General features: G+C 33.4%; 33 protein-coding genes and 2 pseudogenes. 33 read left to right on the forward strand and 2 right to left on the reverse strand.

Features of this window, described 5'->3' with window-relative positions:
• The first annotated feature begins 29 nt into the window (after positions 1-29).
• The 16 genes from ACQKM9_RS12675 to ACQKM9_RS12750 all read left to right on the forward strand — a co-directional run bounded on the left by ACQKM9_RS12675 (position 30) and on the right by ACQKM9_RS12750 (position 12183).
• Positions 30-533, forward strand: coding sequence for an NUDIX hydrolase (locus tag ACQKM9_RS12675; protein ID WP_427734703.1), 504 nt, complete (start codon positions 30-32; stop codon positions 531-533).
• Between the two features lie 19 nt (positions 534-552).
• Positions 553-1041 carry a DinB family protein gene (locus ACQKM9_RS12680; RefSeq protein WP_427734704.1) on the forward strand — a complete coding sequence of 163 codons (489 nt, stop codon included), beginning with the start codon at positions 553-555 and terminating at the stop codon, positions 1039-1041.
• A 23-nt stretch (positions 1042-1064) separates the two neighbouring features.
• Positions 1065-1484 carry a GNAT family N-acetyltransferase gene (locus tag ACQKM9_RS12685; protein ID WP_427734705.1) on the forward strand — a complete coding sequence of 140 codons (420 nt, stop codon included), beginning with the start codon at positions 1065-1067 and terminating at the stop codon, positions 1482-1484.
• A 67-nt stretch (positions 1485-1551) separates the two neighbouring features.
• Entirely contained in the window at positions 1552-2112 is a 561-nt protein-coding gene (locus ACQKM9_RS12690; protein ID WP_427734706.1) for a DUF1697 domain-containing protein, read from the forward strand.
• A 377-nt stretch (positions 2113-2489) separates the two neighbouring features.
• Positions 2490-2723 (forward strand): hypothetical protein, encoded by a 234-nt coding sequence (locus ACQKM9_RS12695; RefSeq protein WP_427734707.1) that lies wholly within the window; start codon positions 2490-2492, stop codon positions 2721-2723.
• A 12-nt stretch (positions 2724-2735) separates the two neighbouring features.
• The gene (locus ACQKM9_RS12700; RefSeq protein ID WP_427734708.1) at positions 2736-3143 is read left to right on the forward strand and encodes an NUDIX hydrolase; all 408 of its coding nucleotides are present in this window, start codon (positions 2736-2738) and stop codon (positions 3141-3143) included.
• A 450-nt stretch (positions 3144-3593) separates the two neighbouring features.
• Positions 3594-5132 (forward strand): thiol-activated cytolysin family protein, encoded by a 1539-nt coding sequence (locus ACQKM9_RS12705; protein WP_427734709.1) that lies wholly within the window; start codon positions 3594-3596, stop codon positions 5130-5132.
• 40 nt (positions 5133-5172) lie between these two features.
• Complete coding sequence (locus ACQKM9_RS12710; protein WP_427734710.1) at positions 5173-5745, forward strand: hypothetical protein; 573 nt, start codon at positions 5173-5175, stop codon at positions 5743-5745.
• An 89-nt stretch (positions 5746-5834) separates the two neighbouring features.
• Positions 5835-6524 carry an aspartate/glutamate racemase family protein gene (locus tag ACQKM9_RS12715; RefSeq protein ID WP_427734712.1) on the forward strand — a complete coding sequence of 230 codons (690 nt, stop codon included), beginning with the start codon at positions 5835-5837 and terminating at the stop codon, positions 6522-6524.
• 69 nt (positions 6525-6593) lie between these two features.
• Entirely contained in the window at positions 6594-7124 is a 531-nt protein-coding gene (locus ACQKM9_RS12720; RefSeq protein ID WP_427734713.1) for a GNAT family N-acetyltransferase, read from the forward strand.
• Positions 7125-7306: 182 nt separating this feature from the next.
• Complete coding sequence (locus tag ACQKM9_RS12725; RefSeq protein WP_427734714.1) at positions 7307-8458, forward strand: MFS transporter; 1152 nt, start codon at positions 7307-7309, stop codon at positions 8456-8458.
• A 334-nt stretch (positions 8459-8792) separates the two neighbouring features.
• Positions 8793-9053 carry an NAD(P)-binding domain-containing protein gene (locus ACQKM9_RS12730; protein ID WP_427734715.1) on the forward strand — a complete coding sequence of 87 codons (261 nt, stop codon included), beginning with the start codon at positions 8793-8795 and terminating at the stop codon, positions 9051-9053.
• Positions 9054-9630: 577 nt separating this feature from the next.
• A complete protein-coding gene (locus ACQKM9_RS12735; RefSeq protein WP_427734717.1) occupies positions 9631-10440 on the forward strand; it encodes a DUF3100 domain-containing protein in 810 nt (269 codons plus the stop codon).
• Between the two features lie 29 nt (positions 10441-10469).
• Positions 10470-10913, forward strand: a complete 444-nt coding sequence (locus ACQKM9_RS12740; RefSeq protein ID WP_038191098.1) for a hypothetical protein — start codon at positions 10470-10472, stop codon at positions 10911-10913.
• Positions 10914-11067: 154 nt separating this feature from the next.
• Positions 11068-11553, forward strand: coding sequence for a GNAT family N-acetyltransferase (locus tag ACQKM9_RS12745; protein ID WP_427734718.1), 486 nt, complete (start codon positions 11068-11070; stop codon positions 11551-11553).
• A 192-nt stretch (positions 11554-11745) separates the two neighbouring features.
• Positions 11746-12183: a hypothetical protein gene (locus tag ACQKM9_RS12750; RefSeq protein WP_427734719.1), complete on the forward strand. Its 438-nt coding sequence runs from the start codon at positions 11746-11748 to the stop codon at positions 12181-12183.
• Positions 12184-12422: 239 nt separating this feature from the next.
• On the opposite strand, the gene ACQKM9_RS12755 is transcribed toward ACQKM9_RS12750, so the two are convergent.
• Positions 12423-13928 (reverse strand): succinate CoA transferase, encoded by a 1506-nt coding sequence (locus ACQKM9_RS12755; RefSeq protein WP_427734720.1) that lies wholly within the window; start codon positions 13926-13928, stop codon positions 12423-12425.
• Between the two features lie 406 nt (positions 13929-14334).
• Here ACQKM9_RS12755 and ACQKM9_RS12760 point away from each other — a divergent pair, with 406 nt between their 5' ends.
• The 11 genes and pseudogenes from ACQKM9_RS12760 (at position 14335) to ACQKM9_RS12810 (ending at position 21115) form a co-directional block, all read left to right on the forward strand.
• Positions 14335-14925 (forward strand): TetR/AcrR family transcriptional regulator, encoded by a 591-nt coding sequence (locus ACQKM9_RS12760; RefSeq protein ID WP_427734721.1) that lies wholly within the window; start codon positions 14335-14337, stop codon positions 14923-14925.
• Positions 14926-14950: 25 nt separating this feature from the next.
• On the forward strand, positions 14951-16153 hold the full coding sequence (locus ACQKM9_RS12765; protein ID WP_427734722.1) for an MFS transporter: 1203 nt from the start codon (positions 14951-14953) through the stop codon (positions 16151-16153).
• Positions 16154-16589: 436 nt separating this feature from the next.
• Positions 16590-17141, forward strand: coding sequence for a hypothetical protein (locus ACQKM9_RS12770; RefSeq protein WP_427734723.1), 552 nt, complete (start codon positions 16590-16592; stop codon positions 17139-17141).
• Between the two features lie 154 nt (positions 17142-17295).
• On the forward strand, positions 17296-17697 hold the full coding sequence (locus ACQKM9_RS12775; RefSeq protein ID WP_427734724.1) for a hypothetical protein: 402 nt from the start codon (positions 17296-17298) through the stop codon (positions 17695-17697).
• Positions 17694-17822, forward strand: a complete 129-nt coding sequence (locus ACQKM9_RS12780; protein WP_427734725.1) for a DUF5776 domain-containing protein — start codon at positions 17694-17696, stop codon at positions 17820-17822. The genes ACQKM9_RS12775 and ACQKM9_RS12780 overlap by 4 nt, the downstream gene beginning before the upstream one ends.
• A 322-nt stretch (positions 17823-18144) precedes the next feature.
• Positions 18145-18596 (forward strand): annotated as a pseudogene (locus tag ACQKM9_RS12785) (transcriptional regulator).
• Between the two features lie 24 nt (positions 18597-18620).
• Positions 18621-18989, forward strand: coding sequence for a hypothetical protein (locus ACQKM9_RS12790; protein WP_427734726.1), 369 nt, complete (start codon positions 18621-18623; stop codon positions 18987-18989).
• A gap of 435 nt (positions 18990-19424) precedes the next feature.
• A complete protein-coding gene (locus tag ACQKM9_RS12795) occupies positions 19425-19565 on the forward strand; it encodes a hypothetical protein (protein WP_427734727.1) in 141 nt (46 codons plus the stop codon).
• Positions 19566-19619: 54 nt separating this feature from the next.
• The gene (locus tag ACQKM9_RS12800) at positions 19620-19787 is read left to right on the forward strand and encodes a hypothetical protein (RefSeq protein WP_427734728.1); all 168 of its coding nucleotides are present in this window, start codon (positions 19620-19622) and stop codon (positions 19785-19787) included.
• Between the two features lie 397 nt (positions 19788-20184).
• The gene (locus ACQKM9_RS12805; protein WP_427734730.1) at positions 20185-20328 is read left to right on the forward strand and encodes a hypothetical protein; all 144 of its coding nucleotides are present in this window, start codon (positions 20185-20187) and stop codon (positions 20326-20328) included.
• A 238-nt stretch (positions 20329-20566) separates the two neighbouring features.
• Positions 20567-21115 (forward strand): hypothetical protein, encoded by a 549-nt coding sequence (locus ACQKM9_RS12810; protein WP_427734731.1) that lies wholly within the window; start codon positions 20567-20569, stop codon positions 21113-21115.
• Positions 21116-21213: 98 nt separating this feature from the next.
• On the opposite strand, the pseudogene ACQKM9_RS12815 reads toward ACQKM9_RS12810, so the two are convergent.
• Positions 21214-21398: pseudogene (locus ACQKM9_RS12815) on the reverse strand (GlsB/YeaQ/YmgE family stress response membrane protein).
• A gap of 253 nt (positions 21399-21651) precedes the next feature.
• Between ACQKM9_RS12815 and ACQKM9_RS12820 the strand changes: the two are divergent.
• The 6 genes from ACQKM9_RS12820 to ACQKM9_RS12845 all read left to right on the forward strand — a co-directional run bounded on the left by ACQKM9_RS12820 (position 21652) and on the right by ACQKM9_RS12845 (position 26710).
• Positions 21652-22089: a BrxA/BrxB family bacilliredoxin gene (locus ACQKM9_RS12820; RefSeq protein ID WP_427734802.1), complete on the forward strand. Its 438-nt coding sequence runs from the start codon at positions 21652-21654 to the stop codon at positions 22087-22089.
• On the forward strand, positions 22077-22868 hold the full coding sequence (locus ACQKM9_RS12825) for a class I SAM-dependent methyltransferase (protein WP_427734733.1): 792 nt from the start codon (positions 22077-22079) through the stop codon (positions 22866-22868). The genes ACQKM9_RS12820 and ACQKM9_RS12825 overlap by 13 nt, the downstream gene beginning before the upstream one ends.
• 266 nt (positions 22869-23134) lie before the next feature.
• Positions 23135-24403, forward strand: a complete 1269-nt coding sequence (locus tag ACQKM9_RS12830; protein WP_427734734.1) for a helix-turn-helix domain-containing protein — start codon at positions 23135-23137, stop codon at positions 24401-24403.
• Between the two features lies 1 nt (position 24404).
• Positions 24405-24539 carry a hypothetical protein gene (locus ACQKM9_RS12835; RefSeq protein ID WP_427734735.1) on the forward strand — a complete coding sequence of 45 codons (135 nt, stop codon included), beginning with the start codon at positions 24405-24407 and terminating at the stop codon, positions 24537-24539.
• Between the two features lie 73 nt (positions 24540-24612).
• A complete protein-coding gene (locus tag ACQKM9_RS12840) occupies positions 24613-25410 on the forward strand; it encodes a PhzF family phenazine biosynthesis protein (protein WP_427734736.1) in 798 nt (265 codons plus the stop codon).
• A 697-nt stretch (positions 25411-26107) separates the two neighbouring features.
• Complete coding sequence (locus ACQKM9_RS12845) at positions 26108-26710, forward strand: YpjP family protein (protein WP_427734737.1); 603 nt, start codon at positions 26108-26110, stop codon at positions 26708-26710.
• The last annotated feature ends 251 nt before the right edge of the window (positions 26711-26961 follow it).

Consider the following 26961-nt stretch of genomic DNA (forward strand, 5'->3'; position numbering starts at 1 on the left):
ATATTATCGTAATAACTTAGGAGGCTCATATGAAGACAGTTATAGATTATTGGAACGGTCATAGAGTGAAACTCACATGGAAACCAAATTTTCAACTAGAGAAGTTGTGCATAGTAACTAGTGTTCATGCAATCTGTATCCAAGATAACAAAGTGCTACTTACTAAAATTAAAGATAGAGGATTTAACTATCCAGGAGGTCATGTTGAAATAGGTGAATCTGCTGAAGAAGCGATGCATCGTGAAGCGTATGAAGAAGCTTATGTAAAAGGTATTATTACTTACTTAGGAGCAATTGAAGTAAATCATGAAGAAAACCAATTATTTGTACCAGGTGGTAAATATCCGATGATAGGTTATCAATCCTTTTACCGAATGGATGTTAAAGCCTGCTATCCGTTTTTACGAGAAAATGAAGGTATTGCACGTATATGGGTAGAGCCATCAGAAATTCCTTATATCATAGATGATCATGAATTAGCTCCTATTATTTTAAATGGTGCAATTCAGTTTGGGAGCTCCAAACAGCAATAATTAGTAAGAATATATTTCTATGGAGATGAGTGCAATAGAATCAAAAAAATTGATTTTGAACCACTATGAAAATTCTATCCATTATATAGAGAGTTTAAAAAGAGTATCTGATGACTGCTGGCTTATACCAATAGAAGAAAGTAAATGGTCAGTCTGTGAAATTGTAGGGCATTTAGTACCGTGGGATAATTTCGTATTGGAAAAGAGACTACCTTACTTGCTAAATCTAAAACAAGAATTAGAAAGTCCAAATGTTAAAGAAATGAATCAAATTGCAGCATTAGAAAGTAGAAATATATCTAAAGATGAAAGCATTAAAAATTGTAGACTGACAAGAATAAAATTAGTATCTGAGATATCAAAGATTCCTGCAAGTGAATTTAATAAAGAATTGAATATAGGTACAAGTACATTAACTGTTACTGCATATTTTAAAGGCCTTATAGCACATGACTTACATCACTACCAACAAATTGATGAGTTTTTATATAAATGTAATAAGAATTAATATTGCCATAAAGGAGTGATTATTTGAGCTCTGTTATCACAGCAAAGTTAGAAAATATAGAGGAAATAATAAAGCTCGATTGTGAAATCATAGGCAATACGAGTAGAAGGAAACATATTGAAAAAATAGTAGGTGAAGGTCATTGCCTAATTATTAAAGAAGAAGAGATAGTTCGAGCATTTTTACTATTTGATACGAGTTTTTTTGAATGTAGTTTTATATCGTTAATCATAGTTTCAAAGTTAGCAAGACGAAAGGGATATGCAACAGCTTTAATTAACTATTTTGAAAGCATTGCACCCACTCAAAAAATATTTTCCTCCACAAATCAATCGAATATCAATATGCAGAAGGTGTTTGAGTCGCAAGGATTTGTACGTAGTGGCATCATTGAAAATTTAGATGACGGGGACCCTGAGATTATCTATTTCAAGTCAATCTAGGTGAATATAAAAAATGGCGAATCACAGACGTATAATATGTTTTTAAGCAAGGTAGAGGGGGATACTGATGACAAACTATATTGCTTTTTTAAGGGGTATTAACGTAGGTGGCCACAACAAGATTAAAATGGCAGAACTAAAGCAAATGTTTGAGGAAATGGGATTCATAAGAGTAAAAACGTATATACAAAGTGGCAATGTCCTTTTCGAGTCGGATGAGAAAGAACCATTTATACTGAAGCGTATTGAGCATGAAATTAAGACAGTTTTTGGGTTGACAATAAGTGTTGTTATAAGAACTTCCACCGAGTTGGAAAGGATTACTGGAGAATGTCCTTTTTCAAAAGAAGCGATTTCGGATGCGGAAGTATCGTCAGAAGGGGAGTGCCTTTATGTTGCTTTATTACTCGAAGATCCTCCCCAAGGAAAAATTGAAGGGCTGAGTGTCTTTAGAACCGAATATGAAGACTTTCGATTTGAAGGCCGTGAAGTGTATCTCTTATTCCAAAAAGGCATTCGTAATTCCAAGTTGGCGAACAATGTGCAAAAGCTTGGTGTTCCAGTAACAATACGTAATTGGAAAACGATGAATAAGCTGACGGCATTAGTGAAAGAAATCGAGGCATAATTTTTGATATGAGTTGTATAAGAATGATTGATAGATAACGGCGAAATAAATTATTCACTTGTAAAACAACCAAAAAATAAAAGGGGTGTATAATAAATCCAATTTCGACTCAATGACGCCCCATTTTGTTATTTACTTCTATGTAGACTATTTGAACTATTTCGAAACATCTACTCTTTTTTGAGAAATAGTTTTCTACTTTGGAAATGGGACACTCCAATTCCTCTATCATATAGTATTTTTAAAATTTCCTAGTTTCGTTGGGTGTTGCCTTAAATAAGGATAAACTAATTTCTCTTATGTCTTTATTGCAATCAAACCAGTTTTGCTTTTTGGCATTTTTAAATGCAGAAGCACAGGTACAAGTTCAAAAAATAATGAATGATATTAAGGTACAGTCAAATGAAGAATCGCAACTAAATTTATATTTCCAAATAGAAGCGATATTAAAAAGGGAAAATGTATTGAAGTTTTTGACTCATCGAAAGCATTGGCTGTACGTTTCTGATGATAGTCCATTTACAAATATCCATATGGATGCTCAAGGGAAGCTAGATTATCGACGTATTTATAAGAAAACTGAAGTGAATACAGCAATTGAGTATGAATAAAGGGGAATATCAATGAAAAGAGTAGATGTTGTATATGCCGCAATCTGTAAAGAGGAAACAGATGAAATATTAATGGTACAAAATGAAAATATGATATGGACATTACCTGGTGGTGCAGTTGAACAAAACGAAACACTTGAGCAGGCACTTATTCGTGAAGTAAATGAAGAAACGAATCTACAGGTTGAAATGGGTACACTCATCGATGTAAGAGAGAAGTTTTTTGAAGATCGGAATCATCATGCATTATTATTTACGTTTAAAATTAAAGCATATAGCGGGGAGATAGTGGTGAATTTTCCAGATGAGATACAACAAATTAAATGGATGTCTTTTGAAGAAGCAGATCAACATATGACTTATTATCTAAACGGCATAGCATCTACTTTAGATTTTGATGGGCTATATATTTCTCAATGAGAACAGTAAGTCATTTTTATTGAAATTTGTATAAATGGTATTATATGTTACATTGAATTGGTGTTTTAATGATAGGAATAATAATTTTATCCATGTATTTTAGGTTATATGGATAAATTGCGAGACGATTGTGAGCAAAGCAGGGATTAGAGAAATAATAAAACGAGGTAATGTAATGATAAAAAAGATTGATATTACTAATCTGAAAATTGCGTTTGAAGTTTTGAACATTCAAATCCCTTCGTACAAGGTAGAGGCAGAAATTATTGACTACTATGATATACCAAGGGGATGAAGCCCCCAAAATGATGGTATAGGCATAAAAATGTTAAGAAGTAAAAAAGGACCGGGTGCATGAAAGTAGCTTAAAAACTATCTAATTTGAGTGCGTGAAAAAAATTATCAATATACAAAAATCAAAATATGATGATATAATTTTAAAGGAAGGAGTTGGTTTTTTTGGGAATTATAAAAAATGCTAAAGGAATAAAAGTACTAGCATGTTTATTAGTTAGTTTATGCACTATTAATTATTCATCTATTTCCTTCGCGGAAACACTAACAGATAATTCAGCTGATGCAACAAAAAATCCTAGTGGTATTGATACTGGAATAGCGAATCTACAGTACAATAATCAAGAGGTTTTAGCAGTAAATGGTGATAAAGTAGAGAGTTTTGTTCCGAAAGAAAGTATTAATTCAAATGGTAAATTTGTAGTTGTTGAACGTGAGAAAAAATCACTTACAACTTCACCAGTTGATATTTCGATTATTGATTCTGTGGCTAATCGTACTTATCCAGGAGCAGTACAACTTGCAAATAAAGCTTTTGCAGATAATCAACCTAGTTTATTAGTGGCTAAGAGAAAACCTTTGAATATTAGTATAGACTTACCTGGCATGAGAAAAGAAAATACAATAACTGTCCAAAATCCAATATATAGTAATGTGTCTGGAGCAGTAGATGATTTAGTATCCACTTGGAATGAAAAGTATTCAACAACACATACGTTACCTGCAAGAATGCAGTATACAGAATCGATGGTTTATAGTAAATCTCAAATAGCAAGTACTCTTAATGTGAACACTAAAGTTCTTGATAATTCACTGGGCATTGACTTTAATGCTATTGCAAGTGGAGAGAAAAAAGTAATGGTTGCAGCATATAAGCAAATATTTTATACCGTAAGTGCAGAACTACCTAACAATCCATCAGATCTTTTTGATAATAGTGTTACTTTTGATGAGTTAACTCGTAAAGGGGTAAGTAATGCAGCTCCACCTGTTATGGTGTCAAATGTAGCTTATGGTAGAACAATTTATGTGAAATTAGAAACAACATCTAAGAGCAAAGATGTACAAGCTGCCTTTAAGGCCTTAATTAAGAATAACAGCGTCGAAACGAGTGGACAGTACAAAGATATTTTTGAAGACAGTACTTTTACCGCTGTAGTATTAGGTGGAGATTCAAAAGAGCATAACAAGGTTGTTACAAAAGATTTTAATGAAATACGAAATATCATTAAAGATAATGCAGAATTAAGTCTTAAAAATCCAGCATACCCAATTTCATATACAAGCAATTTCTTAAAAGATAACTCAACTGCTGCTGTTCATAACAATACAGATTATATTGAGACTACAACTACAGAATATTCGAGTGCTAAAATGACGCTTGATCATTCTGGTGCATATGTTGCTCAATTTGATGTATCTTGGGATGAATTCGCATTTGATCAAAATGGAAAAGAAGTACTAACCCATAAAACCTGGGAAGGAAGCGGCAGAAACAAAACTGCTCATTTCTCTACAGTCATACCACTTCCACCGAATTCAAAAAATGTAAAAGTCGTAGCTAGAGAATGTACAGGTCTTGCATGGGAATGGTGGAGAACAATTATTAATGAACAAAATGTCCCATTAACAAATGAAATAAAAGTTTCAATTGGAGGAACAACATTATACCCAACTGCTAATATTAGTCATTAGGTATAAGTGAAGCGCCCTGTTTACAGGGCGCTTTTCTCGTATGGTGTTGCCAAAAATCTTTATTGCAGATTTAACGGTAGTACTTGAGGATTACATAATAGATGACTTAGTTGTTTTACAACGTAGTATGTGGGAAGGCATGTCTCAAAGCAATAAGAAAATGATAATTAAAAAAGTTGCTGAGTGGTGGGAGGATGGCGCTTGCGAAGAAGTACCAGAAGAACTACCGCCGCATTTAATGCCTTATGCAAATACATATGCGACAACTGCAGGTGCCAATTGTTTAGCGGCTGCATTATATGCAGTAAGTGATAAAGAAAGTGAATGGTTATTGCAAGAATGGGTCCACCAGCAAGCCTTTTTAAATGGATTGGAGCGGCTTGGCTATACGGTGTATGAACAGGATGAAACGCTAATTGCAGGTGATGTAGTCGCATGGGTCGATAAAGATGCAGTAATCCAACATGCATCGTACTATGTTGGCAATAACCTATTTTTCAATAAACAAGGACAAACCATTTTCAATGCTTGGAAAATCAGGAAGGAAGCAGATTTGATGAAAGACTGGTCAAGTATGCAAATGAAGATCTATCGTAATCTTGATAAAAAATAGTAATAAAATTTGAAGGAGATGCTTAGCAGAGCAATCTGCTTTTATTTTATTTCTTGATTAATAATAGCTTAAAGAGGGAGAGGTAATATATGAAAATCATTGGATTAATAGGTGGCATGAGCTGGGAATCATCAGCAGAATATTATAAGTTCATCAATGAAGAAGTAAAGCATCAATTAGGTGGGTTGCATTCAGCGAAATGTATATTATTTAGTGTTGATTTTGAGGAAATAGAGAGGTTTCAATCAATAGGGGATTGGAAAAGTGCGGGGCGTGTTTTAGCAAATGCAGCAATTTCTTTAGAGAAAGTAGGAGCTGACTTTATTGTTTTATGTACGAATACAATGCATAAAGTCATTGATTTAATAGAAGAAAAGATTCAAATACCAATCTTACATATTGCAGATACAACTGCAAATCAGATTAAAGCAAATAGTATTCAGCAAGTTGGTCTACTTGGTACCAAATTCACGATGGAACAGGATTTTTATAAGTCACGTGTGGAGACATACAATATCAAGGTAATAGTACCAGAAGAAGCGGAACGGTCTATTGTCCATCAAATTATATATGATGAATTATGTTTAGGAATTTTAAAAGAATCCTCTAAGAAAAAGTTTTTGGATATCATCGATGGACTAGTCGAAAAAGGAGCGAAAGGCGTTATTCTGGGCTGTACAGAAGTAGGTCTACTCATAAAACAACAGGATACTAAGATACCTTTGTTTGATACTACTAAAATTCATGCTATAGAGTCAGTCAAATTGGCATTGCGATAAGTATGCATCACTAGACTATACGAAAATAAAAGAACGTTTAGCACATTACTGAATGTGAGGAGAAATGAAATGGGGAATAAAACCATTATTCTAGAAACCGAAAGACTTTATGCAAGGGAACTAGTCCAAAATGATTTTCAAGATTTAGCGGATATTTTACAAGATGAAAGAGTCATGTACGCATATGAACATACATTTAATGATCAAGATACACAAAACTGGCTGAATAGACAGTTATCAAGATATAAGGGAAATGGATTTGGATTATGGGCGATTCTATTAAGAGGAACAGATATAGTGATTGGACAAGCTGGATTAACTATGCAACAAGTAGGAACTAGAGAAGTATTAGAAATAGGTTATTTACTAAAATATGATTTTTGGCATAATGGGTATGCAACAGAAATTGCAGATGCTTGTAGAAAATATGCTTTTAGTATTTTAAAAGCTCCAGAAGTATATTCAATAATAAAAGACGATAATATTGCTTCGCAAAAAGTAGCTATGAGAATAGGCATGCACATAGAAGAAGAGTTTATTAAGCAATATTACAATGGAGATATGGTGCATTATCTTTTTAAAGTTGAAAATAAGTTGTAACTCCTAATTTCCAGATTAGGAGTTTTTCTATTTTTGTATAAAAATGTTTATAAAGGTATAACTTCGTGACTGTAAATATGATATGATAGCATTTCTCGGTAAAAGGAACCTATCTTTTGAACGATAGTGATAAGCCTCAAATACCTAGTAAAACAAAGATTGAATTTGAAAGGATGTTAAATATGCAATTACATCATAGACTAAAAGTATTTAACTTTTTGTTCTTCGGAATGCTTGCGCTATTTGTTCCGTTTTTACCAGTTTATCTAGGTGAGAGAGGTTTATCACCAAGTGAGATAGGACTTGTGGTAGGGACGGGTGGATTTGTAACGATATTCACGCAGCCATTATGGGGTTTCATCAGTGATAAGACGAAAACGATAAGAAAAATATTATTGCTCCTATTATTTTTAGCTAGTTTATTTGGCTATTTTTTATTTAGCGTTGATGGGTTCGTGTTATTAGTCGTGTTTGCGATGATCGTCTACTTCTTCTTAATGCCAATCGACCCTTTAATGGAAAGCTTGAATTTTACAGTAGCAGAGGCATCTAAAATAAGTTACGGTTCAATTCGTACATATGGAGCATTAGGTTATGCTGTTTTAGCACTTGTTACCGGATATATTATGTCATACTTTGGAAATAACAGTGTCGGTATCCTTTTTGTTATATTAGGGATTATTGGATTCCTTATTATATGGAAAATGCCAGATGCTCCAACGTCTTCAAAACCAGTAACCATTGCAGGATTGAAGAGTTTTTTTAGCAATAAACAAACATTATCGTTTTTATTATTAGTATTTATCTGTTCTGTACCTGCTCGTATGAATGAAACTTTTTTAGGCGTTCATATTCTGTCATTAGGGGGAAGTACAAAACTTGTAGGGCAAGCATTTTTCATCTCTGCGGCAAGTGAAATTATCATCTTCGCACTTAGCTTTTGGTGGCTTCGTAGTGGAAAAGAACTACTGATAATAACGATTGCAGCATTTTTCTTTTTCGTACGATTTTTTGTATCAGCGTGGATTACAGACCCGCAAATGTTAGCACTTGTACAATTACTACAGATGCTTACTTTCCCAATTTTTTATACAGCAGCAATTCAATATTTATATCGCATTGTACCAGTAGAGTGGAGGGCGACAGGGCAAACGGTTTTAGCACTGTTATTCTTCGGAATATCAAGTATCGTTTCTTCTTATGTAGGAGGTTTTCTTTATAACTCTCTTACAGGGCAACATTACTATCTGGTGATCTCTGGGATATCTCTAATAGGTACTATATATGGGTTAGTGTCGTTATTTATTTATCGTAAAAAGACTATCATTGAATAGTGAATTGAACCCCTCCCTTTATCCTCTGATAAAAGGAAGTTTATTGTTGAGGAAATTACTATAATTGATATGGTAATAGAAAATACAATATTTTCAATTTTTATAAGCCAGAGCTACTTATTTTGGGAGGTACTAGTTCTATCGATCATGAAGTTATCAAGGATCGAATTTAAATATGTATTCAAATGAATGAGAGTTTCCAGAGAGGTACTGCTATAACTAAATAAATATTGAGGAATGTTATTGATTTGAATGATGGAGGATCAACTCGTCTTGCTGAAGCAAAACGGGGCAAGGAAAATCCAAAAAAGTTGTAAAAATAGATAATAGTGATTTGGTCTTCGAACAAAAATCAAGTGTTCTTTCGATACATAAAATAAGTTTATTTCTTTCTGAAATTTTAAAAAGCATTGCCGAAATAGTGAATATTGTGGTATCTTCAGTATCTACGACTGATATTGTACGCCAATCATACATAGGGGAAAATGGAGTTTTTAAAATTTGGAATAAAGGTTCCATTATTATTGATATGAGTACAACAGATGCAGAAACTGCAATCAATTTGGCAATACCAGCTGATGAATTAGGTTTGTAATTTTATTATTGTCAGACTATTATAAAATCTGCTGGTGCAGAAAACGGTACACTTACTATTATGGTAGGTGATAATATTCAAAAATGAGGGAAAATTCGTTCAATATTAGAAGTGTTAGGCGAAAAAATTTGTACATAGGTGAAAATAGATTTGGATAAAATGCGAAATTTGTCATAATATGGCGAATCTTTCGAAGGAAGATAGTTTAGTAGAAGCTTAGATTATTACTAAACAAGTTGGAGTCGAATAAGGAAAAGTAGCAAAAGTGTTAATAATAGGCACAGCTAACCGTGTATTAAATATATTCGAGGAAGATATTTGAACAACCAAAATGATAATGTTTTATTTGTTTTAGACCAAATACACAAGTATAACTGGTTATCTACAAGAAAAGCACTATTTTAGGAGTACTATCGTTTATTGAATCTACCGCCTTTCAATTTTATGAATCTGCTAAAACAACAGTAAAAGGAAATCTAGATGCAACAGCCGTTTGTCAAACATTTACAGAATTAGCATCTACGGCTATCAGTAGTGGAGATTCAAAGGTGATAAATGAGAAATAGAGGTGGATAACTTGAAGAAATTATTAAGTTGGAAAATACAGTTGATTGTATTAGCACTTGTAGTTGTAGCTGAATTTATTGGGATTAAGAACTTTGACCTTGGTATTGGAGTAGTTGCACTTTTCCCTATGCTTTATGCATTAATAATCGGTGCAGTTATTAGTTTACCTAAATTGAAATTGTTAAGCGAAAAAGATATGAATATCGCAGCTAACATTTTAGGTATTTCATTTATGTTATTCGTGGCTAAACTTGGAACTTTGATGGGACCTTCATTGCCGCAACTAATGGATGCGGGATTGTCGTTAACTCTACAAGAAGTAGGGCATTTCTTTGGGACAATCGTGTTTGGTTTACCAATTGCATTGTTAATCGGTATGAAACGTGAAGCGGTAGGTGCTACATTCTCTATTGACCGAGAACCTAACCTGGCAATTATTGCTGAAAAATATGGTGCTGATTCTCCAGAAGGCCGTGGAGCATTAGGTGTTTATGTATGTGGAACTTTATTTGGTGCCATTTATCTAACTATTTTAGCTAGTGTTCTAGCGAATTCTGGCTGGTTCCATCCAATTTCACTAGCAATGGGTGCCGGTGTAGGTTCAGGAAGTATGATGGCTGCAATGACTGGTGCGCTTGCTATTATTTTCCCAGAATCCGCTAATGATATAGCACTATTTGCTGGTGCTGCAAACTTAATTACAACAATTGTTGGAACATATGTATGTATCTTCTTTTCACTACCAGTTACCAATTATCTATACAGAAAATTGGAACCAATTTTGGGTAGAAGATCTAGAAAAGCTGAAAACAAAGCTTAAGTTCTTTAGAAGTGGGGGAACGATCGTTCATGTTAGATAAAATATATACATTTATTATCATCGGTGCAATTGCAATTATAGGAAACTGGGTAGGCTATGATGTATCACCTATTGATGCCTTACCGGGTATGCTTATTATTGTTGCAATTACGGTTTGTGGTTTTGCAATTGAAAAAATATTACCAATTAAATTGCCAGTAGTTATTTGGGTTTCATTTCTTGCCTTGTTAGTGACTTCACCAATTTTCCCGGGAAATGAAACAATTGTAAAAGCAACAAGTCAAATTAATTTCATGGCATTAGCAACACCAATCCTAGCTTATGCTGGTTTGTCTTTCGGTAAAGACTTGAAAGAGTTTAAACAGCTTGGTTGGAGAATCGTTGTTATTTCTTTAGTTGTTTATACAGGAACATTCTTATTAGCTACTTTAGTTGCTGAAATCGGCTTTAGAGTTACAGGGAAGTTTCATTAGTAGAAAAAGACCTTTCAATTATCGATTAATCGATAATTTGAAAGGTCTTTTTTTGTTATGAACTAGTAAAAAAGAAAATAGTCATACATAAATAGAGATTATGTTTATAGAAATATATACCAATTATTGTTACTATTTGATTGGGGGGATAGAGATGAGCGTTTATTTAGAAAGATATAGCGATAGATATAAGTCGCAAATTGAGTGTTATCAATTAACTGATGAACAATTACAATTTACAGGATCACCAGTAGAATCTATCTTCGTAGCAAAAAGTGATGAGGATCGTTATCCGATTTTAGTTTTAGATGATGAAGAAATAGTGTCATACTTTGTTCTACATATGAATGAAGGGGTCACGCCTTATTCTAATAATCAAAAAGCTATATTACTTAGAACCTTTTCCACAGATTATCGCTACCAAGGAAGAGGCTATGCGAAACAGTCATTATTAGAACTTCCAAGGTTTGTGAAAATGAATTTTCCGGAAATAACAGAGGTTGTTTTGGCTGTAAATGTAAATAATATTGCCGCTCAAAGCTTATATCTAAAATGTGGATTTATTGATGAAGGGGTTAAAATTATGGGAAGCCATGGTGAATTAATCATTATGAGTTTAAAAGTTAATGGAGTAATATAAGATAAATTCAAAGATTGTTGTCTTATTTCAATTACATTTCTTCTTTTTTATATTGGCTTCGTTTAATTACATTGTTGATATTTGACTATCTTTACCCAAAAATACTTATGGTAGAGTTTGTTTAATAATTTACTGTGATAAATGAAGAACCGCTTGCTCTTAGAAAAGAAAATAGTGGAAAGAGGAATTCGTGTGAAAAAAATAATCGTTGGGCTTGGTTTAGTATTGCTCATAGCGTATATTTGTCGTGAATTATATGCCACATTCCTAACCAAGTCATTATATGAAGTCACAGATACACCTGGAATTATAGACAAACAATCGCTTGACTACATGTTACTAGTAGAGTATCCAGAATTGGATTTATTTGAAACAAGGGATAAAAAGCAAGTACAAAAGTCTCTAGAGCAATTACTACAGATGGAAGTTAGACCTGCTGTGCTAGACATAAAGGAAACGGAAAAACATTACAAACTTGTTTTCAGAAACGATGAAATAATGACGTTTATTTTATATGATAATAAGTATGCAGAAATGCGGAGTTACATGGGCGCTATCGGAAGTACGGCGTATATTCGAACGGTAGATTATACATTTTTCGAACAATTTTATCCGTTACTATCTAATTAAGAACCAATACAAATCGAGGGATATGCATTCTTATTCACCAATCGAAAAATAAATACGCTAGAAATAGTAACTCGAATTATCTTATTTAATTTGAAGAAAATCAACAATCAAGTTAAATAAAGCTCTTTATTAAATAAATTAATCAATTCTAAAGGTAAAGAGCATCTATCCTATTATAGGAAAGATGCTCTTTCTTAATTTAAAGGATAATCAGTTTAAATGTGTACTTAGCAGAGCAATTACTCAACCATTGTTCCGTTTTTAGCAAAGTTGACGTACCATGAAAATGCTTTTTCTAGATTATGTGGTGTCTGGCTATTACCTGTTTTTTCTACGGCATCATTATAATACGCCCATAGTTGTTCTTTGTAATCTGGATGTGCACAGTTTTCAATGATTAAAGGTACGCGTTCTTTCGGAGCTAAACCGCGTAAATCAGCTACACCTTGCTCAGTAATCAAAACATCAACATCATGTTCGGTGTGATCTACGTGTGAGACCATTGGAACAATAGATGAGATAGTGCCACCTTTAGCATAAGATTTCGTTACGAAAATGCCTAATCTTGCATTTCTTGCAAAGTCACCGGATCCGCCAATGCCGTTCATCATACGTGTACCAGAGACGTGTGTTGAATTGACATTACCGTAAATATCAGCCTCTAATGCCGCGTTAACTGAGATTAGACCTAAACGACGGATTATTTCAGGTTGATTAGTAATTTCTTGTGGTCGTAAGCATAGCTTATCAACGTACTTGTCCATATTTTCAAATACTTCTTTACCTAATTCTTCAGATAATGTAATCGAAGTAGCTGATGCAAATGTTACTTTTCCCGCATCGATTAAATGAAAGACAGCATCTTGTAGAACCTCAGAATAAATTTCTAAATCTTCAAATTCTGAATCTTGGAATCCTTGTAAAACAGCATTTGCTACTGAGCCAACTCCAGATTGTATTGGAGCAAGTTTAGAAGTGAATCTACCTGCCTTAATTTCATCTCGTAAGAAATTCAATAGATTATTGGCCATAATATCTGTTTCCTCATCAGGCGGTACGATTAAAGAAGGAGCATCAGTATTTTCTGAAATGACAATAGCTTTGATTTTTTTAGGATCAATTTTAATGCCAATTTCTCCAATACGATCAGTAGCGCTTACTACTGGGATTGGACCGCGATCACCTTGCTTTTTAGGCACATAAATATCATGAATACCAATGAAAGATTCTGAGCATGAAATGTTTAGTTCAACAATAATATTTTCTGCATAATCTGCAAGGATTGGTGAGTTTCCAACCGAATTTGTAGGAATTAAATAACCATCTTTTGTAATAGCGCATGCCTCAATGATAGCAAATTTAATATTTCCATAAATATTTTGTCGGACTAATTCAGCAACATGAGAAAGGTGACCGTCTACATATAGAACTTCACCCTTATTGATGAGATTTCGTAAAGCAGGTTCACCTTGATATGGTCCACGTTTACGAATAACGCCAGCTTCAGCTAAATAACGGTCTACTTCAGGGCCAAGGGAGGCACCTGTATATACATCGATTTGGAACTTTTCGTTTTTGGCACGTTCTACTAGTGCTAGTGGTACAACTTTCGCGTCTCCTGCACGAGTAAATCCACTCATCCCAACTACATCCCCGTCTGAAATTAGTGCTGCAGCTTCTTCGGCAGAAACAACTTTGTCCGCTAATTCCTTCAAACCTAAACGTTTCTCAATCGTTGCTTTCATCTTAACTCCTCCTAAGTGCTTCATTTTCTACAGTCTTTATCCATAGCAAGGATGATTCAAAAACCACCATATGATTCATATATTCGAGACAAGGGGAAAATATGACTAAAAATAATGAAATTATTTATTTTTTTTAAAATATAATTTTTTGTTTGAATATGAGACTTACTTTTGATGAAAATATAGGAAGTATTAAATGAGATAATAATATAAAGATGATTGAATTAGTTTATGATTAGCTCGCAAATACTATACTGTTAAGGAAGCGGAAAAGATTACAATAGATTTGAAAGAATTTCTATAATACTCACACCAAAATTTCACAAGTGTTGAGTATTTTCCACTTGCTTTTCTTTATTCAATTTGCTAGTATAACTAACGACCGTTCGTTAGGTAATTAATTGAGGTGACATTATTGAAAAGTGATGAAATTAAGGATGCAGCTCTAAAATATTTCACAATTCATGGTTATGAAGGAGCTTCCCTTTCTCTAATAGCTGAAGAAGTTGGTATGAAAAAACAATCCATTTACTCCCATTTTAAAGGGAAGGATGATCTTTTCCTGCAAGTTTTACGTGATGCGAAAGAGACAGAGCTATCTTCAAAACTCCAATATTTCAGTAAAGTTGATAAAAAAAATCCTGAAAAAGTATTGTACGGATTTCTAGAATTGATCATAGATCTTTTCCAAAAAAATGAGCAGTTAAAGTTTTGGCTGCGTATGTCTTTTTTTCCACCAGCCCATCTTGAAAAAGTAATTGAACAAGAAGTCATAGATATCGAGGGGAAGGTGCAGACGATACTGGAAAGGAATTTTCAGGATTGGATCAATGATAAATTAATAGTTGGAGAAGCAGCTGTAACGCCGACTTATGCTTTCTTAGGAGTAGTCGATTCCATGTTATTGGAACTTGTTTACGGCAATGATGAAAAACGGCTAAATGATAAATTAGAAGCCTCTTGGACAGTATTTTGGAGGGGAATATCACATCGATGAATCATACAGAAAGAGGTGTTAATACATGAAGAAACCAATTAAAGATCAAAAAGCAGTATTAATAATTCTGCTTAGCAATATATTCATTCCATTTCTAGGAATTGGGCTTATCATCCCAGTTATGCCGTCTTTTATGAATATCATGCATTTATCAGGAAGTACGATGGGCTACCTTGTTGCCGCATTTGCGGTAGCACAACTGATTATGTCACCATTTGCAGGGCGTTGGGTTGACAAGTATGGCAGAAAGAAAATCATTACTTTCGGTTTATTCCTTTTTGGTGTTTCTGAACTTATTTTTGGTGCAGGCACTCACGTTTCGGTACTTTATCTATCAAGGATCCTAGGGGGGGTTAGTGCAGCCTTTATTATGCCTGGGGTTACTGCATATGTTGCAGATATTACATCAGTTCAGGAACGGCCAAAAGCAATGGGCTATGTTTCGGCCGCTATTAGTACCGGCTTTATTATAGGACCAGGTATTGGTGGTTTCATCGCTGAATTTGGTATACGCTTGCCATTCTTCTTTGCGGCCGGTCTTGCTTTTTTAGCATGCATTTCATCAATATTTATTTTGAAAGAGCCGTTAACAAAGGAACAGCTTGCTGAAAATTCTGCTAATAATAAGCAAACAAACTTTATAGGCGATTTAAAAAAGTCACTTAATCCGGTTTACTTTATAGCATTTATCATTGTATTTGTGCTAGCATTCGGTTTATCAGCATATGAAACTGTTTTTAGCCTATTTTCTGATCATAAATTCGGTTTCACGCCGAAGGACATTGCAGCTATTATTACTATAAGCTCAATCTTCGGAGTTGTTGTGCAAGTATTTATGTTTGGAAAATTAGTAGATATTCTCGGTGAAAAGAAATTGATCCAATTATGTTTAATTATAGGTGCGGTACTGGCGGTGGCGTCTACCTTAATCTCTAGCTATTTGGCAGTACTGACGGTAACTTGCTTTATCTTCTTAGCATTTGATTTGCTTCGTCCAGCATTGACGACATTTTTATCAAAAGCAGGAGGAAAAGAGCAAGGATTTGTTGCTGGAATGAACTCAACCTATACGAGTTTAGGGAATATTGTCGGACCAGCCATGGCCGGAATACTATTTGACGTAAATATTAACTATCCATATCTTTTCGCTGCTGTCATTTTGGTTATAGGTCTTGGTTTTACATTCATGTGGAAAGAAAATAAAATGGCAGAAAATCTAGCAGAATAATTAGAAAAGCACTAGGTGCCTTCTGAAGAATATATTGTTGCTATATGAACTGAACCCCGAATATTGGACACTTGAAAAGTGATTCTATTCGGGGTTCAGTTTATTCCTTTTTATTTCCTTTTAATGAACAAACTATAATGTGGTTTTTCGAAAAAATCTTGAAAGAAGTGAAATAGGGTGAAATTATACGAAATACATATACAATAATTGCTCAAAATATAAAGAACCTGAAAGAACGGGAGCTAATTGAAATAGACAAGGAGAACATATTTTTGAAATATGTAGTAAAAATGGTTTCCCTATCATGAGAGGTCATGTAAACTTGGAAGAAATAAAATCTTAACTATTTGGCATAAGGTAGACGATAATTTCAAATATAATCATGGCGAAATCCAAATTAGGTCCATTAGTTTGTTGAATTGGGGGAGTAAATAATTTGAAAGAAGTTTTTATTCTAAGTTATGGTTGTAATTTAGATCATAGTAATATTAATTATTTAGTAAAGGAACGCTTGATACCTTTTTCTGTTAATAGAGCATATTGGCGTAATGAAAAGCCTCCTAAGGAATCAGAAATCTGTCTTATTTACGATGTTTTTGATATCAATCGAAACAAGCACAAAGATAATTTATATTATCTAGACAAATTTTATATTAATGAGGTTAGATTAGAATCTTTTCTGTATTCACTTTCTAAGCTAAAAGGAAATCATGTTTATGCAAAACCAAATGTGAGAGGCCATGCTTATGTCCAGATAGACAATGTAGAATATACTGGACGGATATATAAAACATTAGAAGATGGTGTGTGTTTAGTTTTTTTGGATGAAGAATCGGAGCACAACATCGAGTTAAGAGAAAAGTTACCCTTTTTACCAAGTGGTCTGCACTTTCTAAAAATGTCCAATGATTTAAGTTTAGAGGATAGTAATACTTTAGTTGCTGAATGGATTCAACGTATAATAAACGAAGTGGGAAATAAGAAATAATTCAAATAAAATATGTTCTTATGTAATTAGAAGAGCCGGGTCATAATTCTAGTGAAACAGAGAAAGTCGATAATCGATAATTGGATTAATAAAATCATGTGAGGAACGTCCAAATGGGCGTTCTTTTTATTATGCAGAAAAATAGGTGGGGCTATTGGAAGATACAGCTAATAAAATCTTAACCAACATTCTTGAACGAACAGTTAGAGTTGAGACAAAAATTGATATTTTTAACGATGTCAAAGATGTCGCAGAAGTAGCAAGAGATACTGCAGACAAAGCAGCAAACCAGCAAACCAGCAAATCAGCAATTCTAATTGAAATTTGCTTTGTCGATTCAGCAGCTAATGCAAAAATTTATAGTGATAAGTTTGAAGAGATTTGCCAGGCAATCGCTTCATTTATTGCTGCAGAACTAGGATATAAAAAGAAAGAAGTAACAACCGTTTCAAAACCATCCAAACCAGTTAGTAAACCATCAACAGCTAAATCGTATTACAAGTTAGGAACAGGGTTATATCGCATAAAAAAACTTGCTATCTTTATAAATCAGTGAAGTTTGATAAAGAGCAGCGAGATAAGAAAATCAATGTAGGTGATGCTATTACAGCTAAAGACATTGTAAAGTTGGGTAATGCATTTCGTTTAAAGACTCCAAACGGTTATGTAACTGCAGATTAAGAATTTGTTGAAAAAGTATAATTTGTGAGGCGATTCGAGTTGAGGTGACATATGTCGTTGTAATTCTTCAAGAATCAGTTGAAGTTCGTTAAGAATCGAAAGTTTCATAACAAAACGCCATCCTTTCCTATAATTCTAAAGAAAGGATAAGGTCATGTTTGCTATATGGATAGTCAAAACCTTAGCTTGATAGCGATCTATGCTACCACTAATTAATATTAGTATTTCTTTAATATATTATTCGCCATTTACAAAAGGGGAATAATAGTGTAATATTACACTATCAGTGGAATTTAACGTTATTACATGGAAGTGATGTTATTTGAATAAAGAAACTGTAATTGATTTGCTTTCTAAGCATGTTCGACTAATTCGTCTTAAAAAAGATATTCTCAAGAAAAAATGGCTACTACTCTAGGGATTTCTAAAAAGAAACTGTTTCAAGTTGAAAAAGAAAGAACATCAATTGGTTGGACGAATGCAGTCGTAGTTTGTGCCTTATTTAAGGATAGTCAAATCCTAGAACTGGTTTTAGGAGAATAACCTTTTGAAGTAATTGAAACACTAGCTCACGATGGTATGAATACTCCAAAAGTAAAAACATTAGGAGGAAAAATGTTTTGGAATGAAATTGCGAAAAAAGTAAAATTTCGAGTACAACAAAATGTGATCAGCCAACATTATCGTATTTTAGATGGTAGTGATTATAGGTGGTATAGCACGTTTGAAGAGGAAAAAGTTATGAATCGTTTTTACGAATTAACTAAGGAATAATTAAATTTTAAAGGAGAAATTACAATGGATAAAAACAATAGAGTCATTATATTTAACAGTATATTAGTAGGAACTATCGTACTAAATCTGTTTATTTTTACATCAAATATGCGCTTATTCCCTTGGTTTATTGAAGATGCATGGGGATATTTAGGAGTAATCCTTACTACACCAATTTTTATAGGTATTTATATCATACTAAGACATTATCACAAGCAACAACTAGTCACAAAAATAAATAAGGCAATTCCATTGTTTGTCGCAATAACATCATTGATTATTGTGTTTGGGCCAACAACTGACTTTTTAAATATTGTTGCCCTTGTAATTAACGTAGCTTCATTATTTTTGGCAACAAATTTCCTATTTAATCAAAATAGGGAAAAAAAATAATTATGATTGGCTTTTTCTTTTTTTGTTAAAGATCCGTGCTTTTTTACGTATTAGAGTAAATAACGTGCTTTACGTTGGACTTAAAGATAACCATTTTGGGCATTCCCCATGCCCAAAACAGATTAATAAAAAATAAACCAGGTAGCCTTGATGTGGTTTACCTGGTCTTTTTTTACTTGTAATAAGAACTAATGTTTTGTTTTGGAGGGGAGGAATAGTGAAAGAACAACTATTAAAAGCTATGCAACGCAATCGGGTCATCGATTTAATATATATGTAAAAATGTAGGTATATAACTAAAAGGTGTGTGAAAACCCTGAAAATAACATCAGATGCATTTCAAGCTTATTGCTTTGTTAAACAGGCTAAACGTACTTTTATCATAGATAATGTACTTGCGGTAGTACCGGTTATGTATAAGGAGAATGAAGCCATATGATAAAGCATAACCAACAAATCCATGTCCACAATGCGATAATACTAGAACTTACAATTCGTAATTTAGAACGAGATAAAAAGCATATGGGTAACTTGAAAGTGAATTTTGCTTTTAAAGCTTGGATTGAGAAAGAGTAAAAAAATTTAACCGGAGATCTTAGAGATGTAAGCCGAACATTAGGTATGCATGAAATGAAGGTATTGGAAGGTACAAAAGAAATTGACGAATATTTTGTTGCTTATTCTATTAAAACTCGTGGAAACGATAAAGAGTTACGTTATTCTAAAGTTGCTTTAAGGAATAAAGTAAATGAAGAAGTAAAAATGCGTTTGGGGTTAGAATATGATAAAGAGCGATAGCCAATTGGCCGTCGCTCTTTATCGTTTTTCGTTGCATATTAAGCATAGATTTGTAATGTGATCTTTTTCGGAAAAATCACATAAGAAGTGAAAAAGAGTGAAATGATACGAAAGTACCTATACAATAAGAAGGTGAAAACCCTTATAAATCGGATGAAACTATGAATCCATACGGAGAATATAGGCATTCATATTTTGGGGAACCCATGTATATCAACGTTTTGGATTTAAAAATTGTTAGCAAATCATGAAATGAGAAAGCATTAAGATATAAATACATTGTTGATATTTGAGAGAATGATCCTAATTTATTTTTAGTAGCTCTACAGGATTTAATGACGATGTTCAAATAGAAACAAGAGATGCCATTTCTATTGAACCTCATTTAGGTGCAGTAGTGGTTTCAACAGTAAGGGCACTGGTTGCAAAATCAGTTAAGAAAAAAATGGGCGATAAAATTGAAAAGCAAATTGGTAAAGAAGTAGAATCTAAAGTAGTAACAAGAATGCAAGATGAAGCAGAGAAGCAAGTTAAAAAATAAGGTTATTCAAAATTTATTGGTCCAGAAGGTTCAGGAGCTAACGGAATTAGACAAGGAGAACATATTTTTGAAATAATTGGTGATGGCGGTTTTCCTATCATGAGAGGGCATGTAAACCTAGAAGAATCAAATACTTTAACTATTTGGCACTGGCATAAGAAAGACGATAATTTCGTTTATCATCATGGTCAAATCAGAATAAAGTCCAAAAGTTTACCAAAATGGGGGAGTAAATAATTTGAAAGAGGTTTTTATTCTAAGTTATGGTTGTGATTTAGATCATAGTAATATAGATTACTTAGTAAAGGAACGATTGATGCCTTTTTCTGTTGAAAGAGCATATTGGCGTAAGGAAAAACCTCCTAAGGAATCGGATATCTGTCTTTATTATGATGTTTTTGAAATTAACCGGAACAAGCTAAATAAAGGCTACTACGGAAATACTTTTTATATTAACGAAATGAGATTAGAATCCTTTATGTATTCACTTTCTAAACTTAAAGGAAACCATGTTTATGGAAATCCAAATGTGAGAGCGCATGCTTATGTCTTCATTGATAATGTAGAATACACGGGGCGTATATATGAATCGTTAGTAGATAATGAGTATTTAGTTTTTCTGGATGAAGAATCTCTAAACAATATTGAGTTGAGAGAAAAGTTACCTTCTTTACAAAGAGAGTTGCACTATCTATCAATGCCAAAAGGTTTAAGTTTAGAGGAAAGGGATTTATTAGTGGCTGAATGGATTCGACGTATAATTAGTGAAGTGAAAAAAGAGAAATAAACCAAATATGTATTACTTCAGCCCTGTCCTTAGTTGGATGGGGCATTTTTAATTGTCTGTAAATAATAAAAAACCTAGGCGATTTGCTCAGGCCATCATCAAGCTACTTTACGCATTAATGACATTATAAAGCTTACTATTAAAATTAAAATAATAGAACCAAGTAAAGCAGGGAAGATATATAAATCACTTAAGGTAGTCCCCATTGTCCAAATAAACTTCCACCTATCCAAGCACCAATAATATTTCCAATAATGCCACCTGGGATATCCTTACCTATAATTAAGCTCGCTAAGAAGTGAAAATACGTTTGGGGTTAGAATATGATAAAGAGCGATGGCCATTTGGCCGTCGCTCTTTATGTTTTTCGTTGCATACTATGCACATATTTGTATTGTGATCTTTTTCGAAGAAATCACAAAAAAATAACATAAGAAGTGAAAAAGAGTGAAATTATACGAAAGTACATATACAATAAGAAGGTGAAAACCCTTATAAATCAAGGAAAATAAATAGATATGAAAGAGGATGAAACGATGAATGCTTACGAAGAATATATGTTAGGTATTGTAAAACCAATGCGTGAGGAGCTAGCTAATGTTGGATTTACAGAGTTATTGACGCCTGATGAGGTTGCTGATCATGTCCAAGAATCTAAAGGTACTACACTAGTAGTGATTAACTCAGTTTGTGGTTGTGCTGCAGGTTTAGCAAGACCGGCTGTTGCTGCAGCTCTTGAAGAAGCTGAACATAAGCCAGATCATTTAGTGACTGTTTTTGCTGGACAAGATAAGGAAGCGACTGCACAAATGCGTAGTTATTTTGAGGAAGTGTTACCAAGTTCTCCTTCTATTGCACTATTAAAAGATGGTCAGTTAGCTTATTTCATCCCACGTGAACAAATCGAAGGATTCGCTATGGAACAAGTACGTGATCATTTAGCAGGTGTGTTAGATCAAGTATGTGCGAAATAACAACGATTGTTACCACTGCAGCAAGACCGGATGCATTATCAAAGCAACTTGCTGAACGAGCATGTACCTCGTTAAAAGTACGTTTTGTTGAGCGAAAAAAGCGTGGTATTGCGAAAATGGCAACATTATATAATGCAAACGTTATAGTTGCGGGGAAAAATCGCTATGAATATCATGCGTTAGGGGCAGATGCTCCTTTCTTCTTCCATCCAAGTTCTGCAGCATTTCGTTTGAAACGTGCAGCTAGAGGGGAAATAGATACCTTATTAGCTGCTTGTCAGCTGAATGAGGGCGATTCCTTTCTTGATTGCACATTAGGTATGGCGACAGATAGTATGATGGCGGCCTTTGCGGTCGGTGAATCAGGCAAAGTCATTGGGTGTGAGGGGAATGCCAATGTTGCATTCATCGTAAGCGAAGGGATGAAGCGCTACGACATAACGGATTTACCACTTCTTTCTTGTATGGAACAGATTGAAGTTGTTCATTCAGTAGCATTGGATTATTTGAAGTTACAGCCTGACAATAGCTTTGACGTCGTCTATATGGACCCAATGTTCGAAGAAACGATTGAAGAGTCTACTAGCTTTCAACCATTGCGACAAGCAGGTCTTCATGAAGGTTTATCAGATGAATGGATGGCACAAGCGGAACGTGTTGCTAAGAAAAGAATAGTATTAAAAGCTCACTTCCGTTCTGATTTATTTGAGCAATATGGCTTTGTTCGAGATACCCGTTTGTCGTCAAAATTTCACTATGGAATTAAAGAAGTAATATAAAATGAGCTGCTATTCACGGAATCAAAATCGGTGAATAGCAGCTTTTTTTTAATAAAATATGTCTAATAATTACCTATTAATCATGAATTATTTAAAGAGAATTGTTAATTTTTATATACTAAATGCCTATTAAATAATAAAATGTAAGTAGGGTATGGCGCTAAAATATCATAACAATATACTTTTTTGGTATTTTTTTCAATTTAAATCAAAAAACAATATTTTCTTTGAAAACACTAGCTCTTTGTGAAGTGGGGGAGAAAGATTTGAAACTTGGCAATAGAATTAAACGAATCAGACTTTTAAAGGGGTTAAAACAGGCAGATATTTGCCACGGAATCATCTCACCAACCCATTACAGCAATATTGAGAATTGCAGATATACCCCTTCTATTGATACACTCAAGTTACTAGCCGGTAGACTTGAAGTGCCGGAAAGATATTTTCATAATATTTATGAAGATACTACTGAAATGCAAAATATCTTATCCACCCTGGAAACTAAAATTGAAAAGGAGAGTGTTGAGGAAGTCCGGCAATTTTTGGACTTGCATCAAGATCAATTTCGATATATAGCTTCCATCCGTCAAGAGTTTTATTTTCTGTTGCTTAAGTTTTTGGCTCTAGTGAAAATGGATGAATATGATATTGCTTTTAAGTTATATGAAAATGAAATCGCTACGGTTGATATTGATGAATCACAATTATATGTAGCGACACGTCAACTATATTCATATGTGACTGCGGTCTATCATTTTTACATTGGAAATTATAAGAAAAGCGTTGAATATTTCAAGAAAATATTACAATTACATGAAGACCCTTATATGATTGCAAGAACCTCTTTTAACTTGGCTTTATCGCATTATCATTTATGCTTGTTTGAAAGATGTTTGAAGTATGCAAAGGATGCTAAAGATATCTATTTATCTCTTCATGAATGGGATAAAGTTGGAGACTGCTATAACATTATATCTATATCATATAGAGAACTGCATGAATACAATGAGGCAGAGGCCTATATAGAAAAAGGGTTTAATATATGCCGCGAAGATTTTAGTAGTTTAAAATCACTTTTACATCACAATTATGCATTAGTTCTATTAGATAAAAAGCAATTTGAAGATGCATTAATTCAAGTTAATAAATCAATTAAGATTAAGAAAACTCTCGATTATTCAGATATTTTTGTTTCATTGAATTTAAGATTAGAAATCTATTTGGAGTTAGATGAAATTTTAGAACTAAGAGCAAATCTTCAAACTTTAAAATCGCATATTCGAAATAACAAAAATGAAGCAAGCTTTTTATTATTAAACGCAATGCTTGAATATAAATCGGGAAATTTATCTGATTATGAAGAATTCATCTGTGCAAGTATAGAAATTTTTAAGCGGCACACAGATTTAAAACAGATGAAGATAGCAACTGAACATTATGCAAACTATTTAGCAATGAACAAAAAATATAAAAAAGCATTTGAAATGCAGTTACTTTGCACAGAATGCTTAAAAAAACACTTAGGAGAGATTTAATATGATGAAAAAATTAAAATTCGCATTACTTGGAGCATTATCATTCGGTTTATTTTCTGGGGCCGCAGTTATGGCATTTGCACAAGCTGATACTGGTAAATTACACATCATTACTTCATTACTAAACATTTTCTAATTGAACAACACGCCTTATTGTTCAATCAATAAGGCAGTCTCTTATCTATTACTTGAAGGAAGTGAGCAAGGACATGGTCAAAGTTTATATGTTTGAAGTGAGAAAAAGTGGCCATATGAGTAAGTCAAATATTGGGGTTGTTTTTGAAGGGAATACACTTACAACTTCTGAAATGCAAGAAGTGGCAATGAAAACTGGATTCACGCAAACAATTTATATCGTTAAGTCTAAGTTAGCTGATATTAGACTTCGATACTTTACGCCAATTAGAGAAGTGAATGCAGGAATTGATGGTACGATGGCGATTGTTCATGCGTTAGAAAAATCTCCATTTTCTAATAATAAAGAAGTCATTACCACTGAAACAAATGTTGGTATTTTTCCCTTACAGTTATTTAAGCAGGCGAAAAAGGAGAAAAAAGCTAAACAACTAGCTTCACATTCATTCAATGAATGTAAAAGTGCATCGTATTCTTATGGTGCAAGTCGTGACCCAGTTTTACAGGTATTGAATGGCTGTGCAGTAGATGGCGTAACAGAATCTGGGCTCCCGATGAGGAATATGGTTCAAAGTCACGAGATAGCTTATCCTACTGTGGATCAGTCAGTCCATTATTTAAATATAAAAGAGGCAAAAGTTCCTACTAGCCTTTTTGCATCATCATTTTTCTTAATCACAGCTAATCATATTAGGCGCTATAAAAATGAGATGTTCACTGAAAAGCTTAATATGAATGCGGAATGTAGACTGAGAAATGAAAATGTCTCAATCGTCCGCATATTATTGAATGCCCCCCACTTTGCTCGTCCTATTGAAACAGAAGGAATGACGTTTTATTTAGGACAGCATTTAATACCAATAACTAATTAACAAAAAACACGAGTACTTTTTGTACTTGTGTTTTTTGTTTATAAGGAAGAATATCATTTAAAAATTATATATTTTGTAATGAAAAACCGCCTTGTTCAAAAAGAACAAGGCGGCTTAGTAAATATTAGTCCGTGAAACATAGAGAGCCTAAGTATCCTAATAAACATAAAAATCCAATACCAATAGCAACTGAAGACATAATTTTGTCCCTCCTTTATTACAAAAAGCGAACATGTTTATTCATTATTATTGTACAATGAATAATGTAAAAAATCTATACAATTCCTTATATATCAAGGATTTGTGAACAAATTTTTACAAATTAGTACATATATTCGCAGTAAATGAAGATAGTTTATTTTAAGGATATCAATATAATAGTGAGACATAAAATCTATGGAGCATCATAAGTATGTGTCTAAATGTTATTTCAATAAACATAGATTTTCTGAAGATACTTCTGTAATAATGTTTTGGCTCAATACCTATAGTGTAAAGTAGGAGTATGAATTATTAAAATAGTTCAGTTAATTTTGAAATATATTTAATTGAAATAGTTTATATATTCCTAATTGTATCTTTATTGTTGTAGTTTTTGTACAATTAAACTATGAATGTTGAAACTTTTACTAGTAAGATTCGTATATATAATATAGATATTAAAAGATTTAAAAATGTTCGAAAGTAGGTAATGATTATGCAAAAATGGATTCAAAAGTTCCTTGTTGCATCCGTAGCGGTAATCACATTAGGTGTAATTACGCCGAGTCATGCAATATGGGAAGGTTTACTAGATCACAGTTCCAATGCTAAAGCACAATTTTCAGGAGATCCTACTAGTCAACTAACGAAATACATAGAAACGCAGAATGAGTCAGCTATTTCAACAGAAGCGGAACAGTCTTTTGAAGAGTATGCCTTTACAGCAGCAAAGGAACAAGCCTATTTAAAATTTGGTTCACGAGTAGGTCCACAGATTAGTGATGAATTTGATGATGTCATTTTCCCTAAAATGCAAGAAGCAATTGAAATGACGGTAAATCGTCTTGATAACGAAACAACTAAATCATTAGCAATTACTGAAAATCCAAGTGGTGATTATGCCGAGAAGATTTTCCATGTTTATGACACTGGATCTAAACAAGACGTCATACGCTTCCATGTACGTACTGAAAATCGGCCATTTGATGGCTATTACTACAATTTCCATTATCATACTTATGAAGATCAATTCACAGCTCATTATGACCTAGGAGAAATCTATTGGTCAAAAAATACTCCCCCTAAATGGTTGTCTTGATACTAGTTTACCCAAAAGGACTGTCCACATAAGTTAGATATGCAAATTAAATATTTCAAACAACAGATAAAGTAGACTCTTCCGCTTAAAAAAGTGCGGGGGAGTCTTTTATTTATTTTCAGGAAATATTTAATGCAATAGCAAAAGAATATTTGATGGTATTTATGTAGGTTGAAGGTTGTTTAAGGTAATTCATTATCATAAAGGAAATAATCTATTATTCCCTACAACATGAAATATCTGAATATTAC

Source organism: Viridibacillus sp. NPDC093762 (assembly GCF_050279675.1).
Taxonomy (GTDB): Bacteria; Bacillota; Bacilli; order Bacillales_A; family Planococcaceae; genus Viridibacillus.